This is a genomic window from Oceanobacillus longus, from assembly GCF_042650085.1.
In the GTDB taxonomy this organism is placed as follows: Bacteria; Bacillota; Bacilli; order Bacillales; family Amphibacillaceae; genus Oceanobacillus; species Oceanobacillus longus.
This window is the reverse complement of sequence record NZ_JBHSAO010000008.1, coordinates 375,027-387,529: the sequence shown is the minus strand read 5'-3', so window position 1 is coordinate 387,529 and position 12,503 is coordinate 375,027. Positions and strand designations below refer to the sequence as shown.

General features: G+C 37.8%; 13 protein-coding genes. 8 read left to right on the top strand and 5 right to left on the bottom strand.

The genetic code is table 11. The features are described from left to right. Positions 1 to 56 precede the first annotated feature (56 nt). From cydS to ACFOUV_RS12495, 4 genes are all read right to left on the bottom strand, one after another. Positions 57 to 167: a cytochrome bd oxidase small subunit CydS gene (gene cydS / locus ACFOUV_RS12510; protein ID WP_379497106.1), complete on the bottom strand. Its 111-nt coding sequence runs from the start codon at positions 165 to 167 to the stop codon at positions 57 to 59. Between the two features lie 5 nt (positions 168 to 172). Further along, the gene (locus ACFOUV_RS12505; RefSeq protein ID WP_379497105.1) at positions 173 to 1,198 is read right to left on the bottom strand and encodes a cytochrome d ubiquinol oxidase subunit II; all 1,026 of its coding nucleotides are present in this window, start codon (positions 1,196 to 1,198) and stop codon (positions 173 to 175) included. Then, entirely contained in the window at positions 1,195 to 2,535 is a 1,341-nt protein-coding gene (locus ACFOUV_RS12500; protein ID WP_379497104.1) for a cytochrome ubiquinol oxidase subunit I, read from the bottom strand. Before ACFOUV_RS12500 ends, ACFOUV_RS12505 begins: the two co-directional genes overlap by 4 nt. 240 nt (positions 2,536 to 2,775) lie before the next feature. Further along, complete coding sequence (locus ACFOUV_RS12495; protein WP_379497103.1) at positions 2,776 to 3,546, bottom strand: NRDE family protein; 771 nt, start codon at positions 3,544 to 3,546, stop codon at positions 2,776 to 2,778. A gap of 661 nt (positions 3,547 to 4,207) precedes the next feature. Here ACFOUV_RS12495 and proB point away from each other — a divergent pair. The 5 genes from proB to ACFOUV_RS12470 all read left to right on the top strand — a co-directional run bounded on the left by proB (position 4,208) and on the right by ACFOUV_RS12470 (position 9,422). After that, complete coding sequence (gene proB, locus ACFOUV_RS12490) at positions 4,208 to 5,323, top strand: glutamate 5-kinase (RefSeq protein ID WP_379497102.1); 1,116 nt, start codon at positions 4,208 to 4,210, stop codon at positions 5,321 to 5,323. Beyond that, positions 5,323 to 6,573 carry a glutamate-5-semialdehyde dehydrogenase gene (locus ACFOUV_RS12485; protein ID WP_379497101.1) on the top strand — a complete coding sequence of 417 codons (1,251 nt, stop codon included), beginning with the start codon at positions 5,323 to 5,325 and terminating at the stop codon, positions 6,571 to 6,573. Before proB ends, ACFOUV_RS12485 begins: the two co-directional genes overlap by 1 nt. A 473-nt stretch (positions 6,574 to 7,046) precedes the next feature. After that, on the top strand, positions 7,047 to 8,021 hold the full coding sequence (locus ACFOUV_RS12480; protein WP_379497100.1) for an MBL fold metallo-hydrolase: 975 nt from the start codon (positions 7,047 to 7,049) through the stop codon (positions 8,019 to 8,021). Positions 8,022 to 8,040: 19 nt separating this feature from the next. Beyond that, complete coding sequence (locus tag ACFOUV_RS12475) at positions 8,041 to 8,634, top strand: CBS domain-containing protein (RefSeq protein WP_379497099.1); 594 nt, start codon at positions 8,041 to 8,043, stop codon at positions 8,632 to 8,634. A gap of 173 nt (positions 8,635 to 8,807) precedes the next feature. Beyond that, complete coding sequence (locus ACFOUV_RS12470) at positions 8,808 to 9,422, top strand: 3'-5' exonuclease (protein ID WP_379497098.1); 615 nt, start codon at positions 8,808 to 8,810, stop codon at positions 9,420 to 9,422. Positions 9,423 to 9,468: 46 nt separating this feature from the next. Here ACFOUV_RS12470 and ACFOUV_RS12465 read toward each other — a convergent pair whose 3' ends face one another. After that, positions 9,469 to 9,624: a hypothetical protein gene (locus ACFOUV_RS12465; protein WP_379497097.1), complete on the bottom strand. Its 156-nt coding sequence runs from the start codon at positions 9,622 to 9,624 to the stop codon at positions 9,469 to 9,471. Positions 9,625 to 9,786: 162 nt separating this feature from the next. On the opposite strand from ACFOUV_RS12465, the gene ACFOUV_RS12460 reads away from it, so the two are divergent. The 3 genes from ACFOUV_RS12460 to sspL all read left to right on the top strand — a co-directional run bounded on the left by ACFOUV_RS12460 (position 9,787) and on the right by sspL (position 12,498). Continuing rightward, positions 9,787 to 11,391, top strand: coding sequence for an acyl-CoA synthetase (locus tag ACFOUV_RS12460; RefSeq protein WP_379497096.1), 1,605 nt, complete (start codon positions 9,787 to 9,789; stop codon positions 11,389 to 11,391). 154 nt (positions 11,392 to 11,545) lie between these two features. Then, on the top strand, positions 11,546 to 12,268 hold the full coding sequence (locus tag ACFOUV_RS12455) for a DUF421 domain-containing protein (protein ID WP_379497095.1): 723 nt from the start codon (positions 11,546 to 11,548) through the stop codon (positions 12,266 to 12,268). Positions 12,269 to 12,357: 89 nt separating this feature from the next. Beyond that, entirely contained in the window at positions 12,358 to 12,498 is a 141-nt protein-coding gene (gene sspL / locus ACFOUV_RS12450) for a small, acid-soluble spore protein L (protein ID WP_379497094.1), read from the top strand. Positions 12,499 to 12,503: the final 5 nt, after the last annotated feature.

Genomic DNA, 12,503 nt, shown 5'->3' with positions numbered 1-12,503 from the left:
TAAAGTACACCACCTTTAGACTGCCTTTTTAAATTAGGTTACATCGTTGCATTTCGTTAATCCTTCTTCGTAACTATTTCATCTTTACCAGCTACCAAAAATGCGAGTGCGATCGCAACGATAATAATGAGAAAGGGAGCAACAAAAATTAGAAAATCGTTAAACATCTGGATTACTCCTCCTTATTTTTATTTCCTTGTACATAGTTCTTATCAAATAGAAATAGTTTCAATAATAAATATAATGATGGGAGCAGGAGAGCCATTCCCAGAATAAATACGACGACAAGTGAGATTGCCATTGCTGTATTGGTGAATCCTTCATATATTGTCAGATGTGGATAAAGTAAATATGGATAATGTGATATTCCATATGCGAAAAATGCCAAAGCGAATTGTCCTACAAGAAAGCCGAACGCAAGTCCATAATTTTTCCGTTTCCATAGAAGCCAAACGGTTCCAAGCCATAATACAAAGGATAGGGCGAACATCCACCAAAGATCCATGATCCTGGAAAAGTGTTCTTCATTATGTGAACTCAACTCATAGATAATTCCACTAGCTGCAATGATTAAGGGTATCGACCAACCGATTGCATATTTTCGCATGAGATCAGTAGCTTTCACGTCACCGGTTTTATTTGCGTACCAAGTAAGGAATACAGCCGAGATATAAAGTACAGCTGCAATACTAAGAACAACAATTGACCATGTTAATGGACTCGTGAATAAGGCTACATAATCCAGTACCGGATTTCCGTCAACAAGGCTTACAAAACCACCTTCTGAAATAGTCAGCACAATGGATAAAGAAGCTGGAATCAATAAGCCTGAAGCTCCATACATAAATGCATATCCCCTGTGACCGCTAGTTCCATACGATTCAAAGGCATAGTAGGAACCCCGAATTGCAAGCAATATCAAACCAATACTTCCTGGAATGAGTAGTATCGTTCCGAAATAGTATGCTGATTGTGGAAAGAACCCAACAATTCCTACGAAAAAGAAGACAAAGAATACATTTGTCACTTCCCAAACAGGGGAAAGATACCGTTGAATTATTTTTGATAAGATATGCTGTTTGCCTGTAATGATGCTGTGGGCATTAAAGAAACCTGCGCCATAATCAATGGAACCGACAATGACATATCCAAACAGGAATAACCAAAGTACGGACATACCAAGAATCTCTAAACTCATGATGGATCACCACCCTGCATTTTTTCGAGTTCTTTCTCCACGGGATCATTTTTGAAAATTCGCCTGAGCACGACAACTGTCCCAATCCCAAGAACAAGGTAAAGACCTGCAAACAGGATAAACATATGTCCGACATATTCACTCGTTGTTGCTGCTTGATCGACCGTCATAATCCCTCTTAATATCCAAGGTTGTCGACCAACTTCAGCCATCCACCATCCTGCTTCAATTGCAAGGAAGGATAATGGTCCACCGAGCACAATGAGCCAACGGTACCAATTTGCCTTAACAAATGGCCAAGATCGTTTAATACCTATCCAGTAAACAAGTGATAGGAAAATCATAAATCCGCCAATCGTAACCATGGTGTCAAAGAAATAATGTATGACCAGTGGAGGTTGTTCTTCGACAGGGAATTCATTCAACCCGATAACCTCAGATGTAGGATTTCCGTGGGCAAGTATACTTAATGCAAACGGAACCTGAATGGCATACTTAACTTCTTGATTTTCATCCAATACGCCATACATGAGCAATGGTGCGCCTTCTTCTGTTTCAAAATGCCATTCAGCAGCAGCCAGTTTTTCTGATTGGTATTCAGCTAAGTATTTACCGGAGAGATCTCCAATTAATGCAGTAGCTATTGCGAATACAAGACCAACTTTCATTGTCATATACAACGCTTTTTTGTGATATTCATGATTGGATCCTTTAATTAACTTGAAAGCCGCAATCGCTGCGAGCATAAATGCTACTGTCATATAAGCTGTAGCTAAAACATGCGATACCTTTGTGGGCATGGATGCAGTGAACATTGCTGCTAATGGGTTTGCATTCATCAGTTGCCCATTCACAATATCAAATCCACCTGGTGAATTCATAAACGAATTTACGATGGTAATAAAGAAAGCTGACATACCTGCTCCAAGGGCAACAGGGATTAACAATAAGAAGTGTTTTTTGGGATTATCAAATCGATCCCACGTGTATAAATAAATCCCTAAGAAAATTGCTTCAAAGAAGAAAGCAAATACTTCCATAAATAAAGGTAGTGCAATAATGTTACCGGCTAGTTCCATAAATCTAGGCCACAGTAAAGAAAGCTGTAGTCCAATAATCGTACCTGTTACAACACCAACGGCAACTGTCACAACAAAACCTTTCGCCCATCTTCTTGCCATTAAAATATAATGGTTATCATTCTTTTTGATTCCAATCCATTGTGCAATCATAATCATTAGTGGTACTCCAACCCCGATTGTTGCATAGATAATGTGAAAGGACAGGGTTAGGAGGGTTAGTAATCTGCTAGCGTATACTGGATCATCAAATAACAATGCAAAATCCTCCTCTTTAAGTACGCAAGTATACTGTCTGAGCATAAATAAGCGCTTTTTTTATTAGTTTGTTAAATAATGCACATAGTTTTATTATAACCTTATAACTAACGGAAATGTAGTTTATTTATGGCAACTTTTCAACATCGAAATGAATATCTTGTGAACAAAAATAATTAAATTCAAGTGCAAATGCACATTGAATATGCCTACATTTAAATTACCCTAAGCGTTACCGTGTTAATCTTTTTTTATATCGAATGTGTAATGATTCTCAGTTAGAAAAATTCCCTTTTCATAAGTTCGTTCCGCAAAAGTGACATGATTGTTATGATCGATTAATACAACAGTAGAAGAGCGTGTTCCGTAATCAGGTGTTCGGATGAATAGAGGAGACAGCTTTCTTTCCAATTCCACACCTACGCCAGTTTCCGGTAAATCTTTATCGTCTACTTCTTCGGCATTCGAAACAATATCAAATAGTTTTTCAATATCAACCTTCCTATTTTGTTGGAGATAATCGTTTAACATACTTCTTCCTTTTGTTACCTTTGGCCATGGGGTATTAAGGAAATGGTTACTCAGAGCATGTGTGCCATGACTGATTCTTGAATATTCGTCTTGAATATTATTATAATAAAATAGCTGTTCAGAGTCTCCAATAAGAACATTGAACCCCGCATAATTCTCGCGGTTTTTACTTAATCCGTTTAAAAATTCCTCGGAAGTCTTGTTGCTTTGCAGATAGTCCGTCACGATTTCACCACGTGATGACTCCCTTTTTTCTTCCAATTTCGGATCCCGATAATTTGTCAATGCGGCAAATCGGCCATTCTTCGTAATTCCGAGCCATGTCCCCATCAACAATAAATCCCTACCTGCCAGGATGTCAGGATCGTCTTTCCAATAGTGAGCCTGTTCGGTTGGACGCTCGTAAAACTCATCTCGATTAGCTGCTATTACCAATTTATAGTTAGAATGATCATGAAGTTGAAAATTGATTAAACACATAGTTAATATCTCTCCTTTCTATCTTATTATAGAAGGAGAAGAAGTTTATAATCAAAAATATAAATCGTAAGAGCTTGGAGATAAACCTGGCTTTCAAAAAAAGACCTGGTCTCCCGTTCAAAATAATGCTATACTTAACTAGCGATGAGCTGATTTGTGTAAGACGGAAGGATAACGTATTACATGTGATGTGAACCACATGATCCTGCGCCACAATTATTAAACGCATAGAAAGAGGCTGACTTAATTTTTTAAGCAGTCTCTTTTTTTATGCTTTACATTTGGATTAATAACTTTTCTATTGACATAATCTCTTTTACTATCCATAATGATAGCAACAATAACGAACGTTAATGAAGGATTAGTATGCGGACAAATGATATGAAAGAGAGCGGGGTTTATCAGCTGGAAGACCCTGTCATATTCCATCCGCAGAACCTGCCTGCAGAGTCCCGTGCCAATACACGGGCGCTTCTCCAGCGTTATGGATTCAAGCGGAATGTGCATACATTCAAGTAATGGTGGTACCGCGGAAGTAGAGTTCTTTCGTCCTTATAATATAGGATGATTGGGCTTTTTTTTATTTGCAAGTAAGGCATTCGCCTAAAGGCTTAGCGAATACCAAATTTTCTAATAAATACTTAATTAGGGGTAATGCATGATGAGTAAACAGAGAATCGTAGTCAAAATTGGAAGCAGTTCTTTAACAAATGATAAGGGTGAAATCGATCAGCAAAAACTCGATGATCATATTCATGCATTGGCTGCGCTTCGTCATGCTAACCATGAAGTAATTCTCGTATCATCAGGTGCAGTTGCAGCGGGATTTGCAAGACTTGGTTATTCCTCAAGACCAGTAACACTAAAAGGAAAGCAGGCAGCAGCGGCGGTAGGGCAAAGTCTGTTAATCCAGACATATATTGAAAAATTTAACACGTACAAAATTACATCTGCTCAGTTACTATTAACAAGAGGTGATTTTTCCAACCGGGAGCGCTATCGAAATGCTTTTGCAACGATTATGGAGCTTTTGGAAAGAGGGATTTTACCGATCATTAACGAAAATGATACCGTGTCTGTTGAAGAGTTGACGTTTGGTGATAATGATATGCTGTCAGCCTTAGTTAGTGGATTTGTCCACGCAGATCAACTGATTATTTTAACGGATATTAATGGAATTTACAGTGGTAATCCAAGAACGAATCCATCGGCTGTGAAATATGATTTTCTAGATAATATTACAAATGAAATGATAGGTGTTGCGGATTCAAACGGTTCTAAAGTGGGTACCGGGGGGATGAAATCAAAACTGATGGCTGCCAAAACAGCAACATCACTTGGCGTACCAGTTTTTATCGGACATGGAAATGGGGGGGATAAACTCCTCCACGCCTTAAAAGGAGAAGGGGATGGGACATATATCGCTAGTCATTCGAATTCTCCCATTAATACAAGAAGGCAATGGATATCTCTTCACTCTGAATCGATGGGGAAATTATATGTTGATCAAGGTGCGGAGGAGGCTATTTTATATCACGGTAGCAGCCTTCTTTCGCCTGGAGTTTTTAAAGTGATTGGAACATTTCAAATAGGTGATGTTGTAGAGGTGTTTGGCTTAGATGAGTTACTTGGAAGAGGGCAGGTTAGCTGTTCATCCGACGATTTGAAAAAATGGATTGAGAACCGTATGGAAAGTGAAAAGGATCATTTACCAACGATAGAGGTCATTCATCGTGATGGTTGGGTGAAAGCAAAAAAAACAGGGAGGAATGTATAGTGCGTGAAGTAATCCAAAAGGGTAAGGCTGCCAAAGCTGCAAGTTATCGGATGACAGGAGTAACAACAGAAGAGAAAAATGCAGCATTATGTTTGATGGCAGAACAATTAATCATCGACCAGCAGTTTATTCTTCGTGAAAATAAGAAAGATATTGAAGCAGGCAAGACAAAGGGGTTGTCACAATCCGTATTGGACCGGATTTTGTTAAATACAGAAAGAATTAAGGGAATTGCGGATGCCATAAACCAGGTTACCGAACTTAAAGATCCAATTGGCGATACGTTGGAAACAATTGAGAAAGAGAATGGACTTCATATTCATAAAAAGCGGGTGCCAATTGGTGTTGTCGGTATGATATATGAAGCAAGACCGAATGTGACGGTTGATGCAGCTGCACTTACTTTAAAAACTGGAAATGCAGTTATTTTAAGAGGGAGTTCGTCAGCACGAAATTCCAATATTGCACTCGTTACATCGATACACCGTGCATTGGAAAAAAGCAGAATTCCGACGGATGCTGTTCAATTAATTGAAGACACAAGCAGAGAGACAGCTAGTGAGTTATTCCGCTTAAACGACTATTTGGATGTGTTAATACCAAGAGGTGGGAAAAACCTGATTGATACAGTAATTAGGGAAGCTTCTGTACCTGTTATTGAAACGGGTGCTGGCAATTGTCATATTTTCATTGATGAAACTGCAAGCAAGAAGATGGCAGAACAGATTGTACTAAATGCGAAGCTGCAGCGTCCATCCGTTTGTAATGCAATCGAATCCATTCTGATTCATTCGCAATGGTTTAACGTACATGGAGATGAGCTATTGCATAAGCTTTTAGAAAATGATGTTGAAATTTATGGGGATGATAAAGTGAAAGAAGTGTATCCCGAGGCAAATAAAGCATTGGAAGAAGACTGGTATAAAGAATATCTCGGTCTAGCAGTAAGCATCAAAATAGTAGATGATGTGACAGAGGCAATACAGCATATTAATCAATATGGAACAAGACATTCGGAAGCGATTATTACAGAAGTTGAGAAACATGCAGAAATGTTTTTGAATAATGTGGACGCCGCTGCAGTATATCATAACGCATCCACAAGATTCACAGATGGCTTCGAATTTGGTTATGGAGCTGAAATCGGAATCAGTACCCAAAAGCTGCACGCCAGAGGACCAATGGGATTGGAGGCATTAACATCGAGTAAATTTTTTATCAAAGGAAATGGCCAAACACGGATGGGATAGGGTATGAAATCGATGACAAAGCATTAAGTCATTTTATAGAGTGGACATTTTTATTGAAGAGACTGGGACAAAAGTGTTTTAACCAAAGTAAAATCCGAACATAGTTGGTGCATATATACCGCTACGGAAATACACTACGCTTTCCGCGGGCGCTGCTGAGCCTACTCCGAGCTATCGCTCTACGTAGTCTAACCTAGGCTTTTCATCCCGCAGGAGTCTCCGTGTATTCCTTCGCTATTATGGCGAAATGTTCTGCTTTGAGTTAAACACTTTAGTTATGTCCCAGGCTCTACGTTTATCCCCAAATTAAACACATAAAAACCCAATTTTATCATGGGGTTTATCCCAAAATAAGCTTATCACTTAAGAAACTGTTTGCTTGCATTTAATAGTAGTAACGATAATAATAAACATTATAGAGTTTTAATCTTATTGTTGCATCTACTGGAGATTAGTGAAAAGGGGAAAGTAATATGTTAAGTAAAGTCACTGATAATATATTCAAACTCGTCATCCATATTCCCGGTGGAATGCATGAAGTGAACAGCTATCTTATAAAAGGAAAAAACGGTTATACAGTTATTGATACCGGTTTATATTCAAAAGAAGCGATGGACACGTGGAAAGCAGTATTGGAATCAGGTGTAGTAGTTGAAAAAGTTATTTTGACACACACCCACCAGGATCATATCGGTCTTGCAAAATGGTTTCAGGAGCACATTGGTGTTCCTGTTTTTACTTCCAAGCTTGGATATAAGGAAATGTTGAAAGGCCGTAACGCCGACGCATCTACTCGGAAACTCAAGGGGCTAATTAAGAAACATGGTGGTCCTGAATTACCCGATCATCTTAAAAATGATTCATTTATTTTTGATTTCGAGCCCGATGGTTTCTTTGAAGAACATGACAAAATCCAATTTGGAACTGATTTCTATGAAGTAGTCTGGACACCTGGTCATGCTCCAGACCAGTATTGCTTTTATCAAAGAGAAAAAAAGGTAATGATAGTTGGAGACCATGTATTAAAAAGTATCTCTCCTGTAATTGGACTTTGGACAGGAGAAGAATTAAATCCTATGAAAGAATACTATCATTCGCTTGCAAAAATAAATCATTATCCGGTCGATATTGCGCTTGCAGGTCATGGTGAAGACATAATGGACCTAAGTGACCGGGTGCAAAGTATAAAAGAAAAGCATGATTATCGTCTGCAGCAGCTGTTGGAACAAATATCTGAAAAAGGGAAAACGGCAAACGATTTATGTAAAGCAATTTATGGGGAGTCAACTTTATATACTTATATAAGTCCATTTATGGCTACGTTAACCCGATTAATTTATTTAGAATTAGCAGGCGAACTTTTCAGAGTGGAAGAAAATGGAATCGTATACTTCAAAAAAACGATACACGGAAGCAACGCTCAGAGGAAGTTACTAAAAAACCTTTAATTTTACGGGAGAATTTATCATGTACAAAAATTCGGAACGTTTTATAACTGCATTTAATCGAATAGAAAAAGAAATAAAAGCATTGCTTATAAAAAAAGAAATGGGTTTTTCTAGAGCTGTCAGAGTGCTTCGGGATTCCAATGCAATTATTAATCGGTACACGGATGATTTACTGGAATTTGCTGAACTAAGAAATGCGATTGTTCATAACAAAATTGATATGGCTTTTGCTATTGCTGAACCACATGATACTGTCGTAGAACGCATCGAAAGAATTGAACAGGAACTTACCCGTCCACGTAAAGTAGATCCACTTTTTATAAGAAAAGTGATATCCTTTCAGCAAAATGAGCCTATGTCCAATATGCTGGAAGTCATTAATCATAAGGGGATAACAAAATTTCCTGTTTATAATGATGATGAATTTCAGGGATTGATTACGCATAAGGGTATTACGAAATGGCTGGCAAAAGGAATGCAGGATGGCACAGTACCTTTATTGGACACCAAATTGAAGGAAATTCTTCAATGTGAGAAAAATGATAATTATAAATTCATATCAAGAAATGCATCTGTCTATGAGGCGATGGAAATTTTTAAGGAACAGATTTAAAAAGGATATCGCCTTGAAGCATTGCTCATAACAGGAAAAGGAAACTCTCAAGAGAAACTATTGGGAATCGTAACAAACTGGGATATAATGGAAGTGTAATTCCCTTGATTGATTTGACCAATAAAGTTTTCAAGATGACGTAGAAGGTAATAGCTGTAAGAGGAGGGAAATCCATGAATTTCGTATCAATCGATTTTGAAACAGCGAATGAAAAACGCCACAGTCCGTGTGCCGTTGGTCTTGTAATCGCCAATGAACATGAAATTATTGATGAATATTATAGTCTAATAAACCCAATGACGGATTTTCGTTCATTTAATACATATATTCATGGGATTACCGAAGAAGATGTTGTAGATGCTCCTACATTCGCTGAATTATGGCCAACACTTAATGCGTATTTAATGAATAATCTAGTTGTCGCTCATAACGCCAGCTTTGACATGAGTGTGATTCGTAATACACTCGATTATTTTAAACTGCCATATCCATTCATGGACTATCTTTGCACAGTGAAAATTTCGCAGCGTATTTGGCCAGAATTACACAACCATAAGTTAAATACATTAGCATCACATCATGGCATATCATTTGAACACCACCATGCCTTGGAAGATGCACGAGTGGCTGCAAAAGTTTTTATGAAAGCAATGGAAGAATACCCAACAGATTCTATGGACATCTTTTTAGATGAATGTAATCTGACAAAAGGTAAAATTTATGAACGGGGCTATACGCCACCAAAAACAAAGCGAGCAAGAGGCAGCAGGAAAATTACTTTTAAATAATCAAGGACTAAGCCATGATTGCTTAGTCCTTCTCTTTGTATGAAGGTTATCTTTTTTCGACAAATAGTAAAATTAACGTTGCAATTGGACCTATGAATAAAGAAAGGATAAACCAATTAAATCCGGTTCTGTTTTTTCCTTGTGCTAATCCTGCATTTATTAATGCTAAGCTTCCCCATCCAACAAAATAGCCGTTATCCATATAAAACTTCCCCTATATAAAATTTTTTCTATGTTGAGTATATCATGATAAGCAAAGTAATTTAAGACATCTCGTACTTGCTATTAAAAGTTAACTGAAATAAACTAAAAGAAAGAATATTCAGCATGAAATTATCTTCAACCCTATTTGAGGAGTGGTAAAATGAGCATAAATGCAAAAGTGCAGGGTGATCTTCGTAAGATTGTAAGTCGAGCACGGCGAAATACGCTTGGTGATTTATTGGATCGCACGAAAGATCGTATGCCTGATAAATTTGCAATCGCTTATAACAATAAACGATTAACCTTTTCGGAGCTCGATGATTTAGTGAATCAAACGGCACAATCCTTCCTGAGTGATGGCATGAAAAAGGGCGACATGGTAACTGTTATGTCAAAGAACAGCCTGGATTTCGTCGTCGTTAATTTCGCGTTGGCCCGTATCGGGGCTGTTATGATTCCAATAAATTATATGCTAACACGAGAGGATATAAGATATATTTTGGAACATGCCGAAGTTAATGGACTAATTGCATCGGAGGAATATGCTCAAGTACTGGATCAGTCAGCCGTTAGTCTGGAAATCAGGCACCGCTATTTAATGGATGTGACGAAGGATTATGCTGGAGAGCTTTCGTCTTGGATTGCTTTGTCCAAGGCACGCGAAGGGCAGCCGGCTGAATTTGTCGATGTCGAAATGGATGATGATGATTTAGCACATGTATTGTATACCAGTGGAACGGAATCAAGACCAAAAGGGGTTATGCTAACCCATAAGAGCATTATAAGTGAGTATGTAAGTACGATTATCGATGCAAAAATGGAAACAACAGATGTGGCTATTCATGCATTACCGCTATACCATAGTGCACAGCTTCACGTGTTTTTAGGTCCTAGTGTATACGTTGGTTCGAGTGGAATTGTATTAGGAGCTGCAAGTCCAGAGCTGATACTTAAAACGATTGAAGAAGAAAAAGCGACACAACTATTCTGCCCGCCGACTGTGTGGATTGCTTTGCTTCGTCATTCTGATTTTGATAAGCGGGATTTGTCATCATTAAAAAAATGCTATTACGGAGCGGCAATAATGCCGATGGAAGTTATCAAAGAGCTAACCAAACGATTGCCAAACGCAAAGTTATGGAATTGTTATGGACAAACAGAAGTAGCGCCACTTGTAACGGTATTGCAGCCTGAGGATCAGTTAACCAAATTGGGATCAGCAGGTACACCTATATTAAATGTACAAACTAAAATTTTCGATGAAAACGACAACGAAGTCCCACGTGGTGAGATAGGTGAAATCGTTCATCGCACACCACATGCGATGAAAGGTTATCTGCATGACCCTGATAAAACTGCTGAAGCATTCCGCAATGGATGGTTCCACAGTGGTGATCTTGGGGTTATGGATGAAGAAGGCTATATTACCATTGTTGACCGTAAAAAAGATATGATTAATACGGGGGGAGTAAATGTTTCAAGTCGGGAAGTGGAAGAGGCCATCTATCAATTGGAAGGAGTTTCGGAAGTTGCCGTTATCAGTATTCCCGATGCGTATTGGATAGAGGCAGTGACAGCTATAATTGTATTAAAAGATGGTGCAAAATTAATGGAAGAAGATGTCATACAATTTTGTAAAGAACATTTATCGAAATTTAAAATTCCAAAGTATATCGATTTCACGAAAGAATTGCCGAAAAATCCGAGTGGGAAGGTGCTGAAACGCTCCTTGCGTGATCAGTATGAAGGTTTAAGTCAAGAGTAGTTTTTTTTAAAATGCTGTGAGTCTCACAGCATTTTTTTATTTGGTAAGAATCTTTATGCAGAAAAATACAAGATATAAATTTTCAGCCCGTTACATAGTAAATCTCACTTTGATACATTCTAAGGTAGAACTCAATTGACTTGGAGGTGTACATGTGGAATTTGCAAAAGAGCTTTTAATTTTATTGGTTCGAATTATAACTATTTTACCATTACTTCTTTTGGTGACATTATTTATGGGGAAACGCTCGATAGGTCAACTTCCTGTTTTTGATTTTCTTATTTTCCTTTCACTTGGGGCGGTTGTTGGGGCTGATATCGCAGATCCGAAAATTGAGCATATTCATACAGCTGTTGCTATTATCTTAATAGGAATTCTACAAAAGGTGATATCAAAATGGAAAATAGGAAACAGAAGTGTTGGTAAGAAGCTTACATTTGAACCAACCGTTGTAATAAGTGATGGGAAATTTATCATTGAAAACATGAAAAAAATACAGTACTCCATAGATAATGTGCTGATGATGCTTCGGGAAAAGGATGTATTTGATACGAGCGTTGTGAAAATGGCAATCATAGAAGCAAATGGAAATTTATCCGTGTTAAGAAAACCTAGTAAATCTCCAGTATCCAAGGAAGATATGAATATTTACAATAAAACTCCTGAATTCTCCTATCCGGTTATTGTTGAAGGAAAACTCTATACAGATGTACTAGAATATTTGCATCTAAATGAAACGTGGTTAAAAGAAATGTTAAAGAAGTTGAGTATTACTAACATGGACAATGTCTTTTTTGCTTCTGTCGATTATGAAAATAACCTGCATGTGACTTTAAAAACAGACAAGATAAATAAATTGCCACGAGTTTATCATTAGATCAAGAAAGACAGTGCAAAAATATAGAACAGAATTACCAAGGATAAAAGTAATTATTCTTGAAAGACTATTTAATGGAGGTGTTTTCATTGGCTAAGAAAAATGATAATTGGAGCAAACAAAGAGTAAACTCCAGTGTTAATCCACAGGGACTGACTGAAGATGTTGCAGATCAGCAACCAAAGTCCCAGTTAGAACAACGTGCAAAAAAGAAAAATACGAAAATATAAGTAAG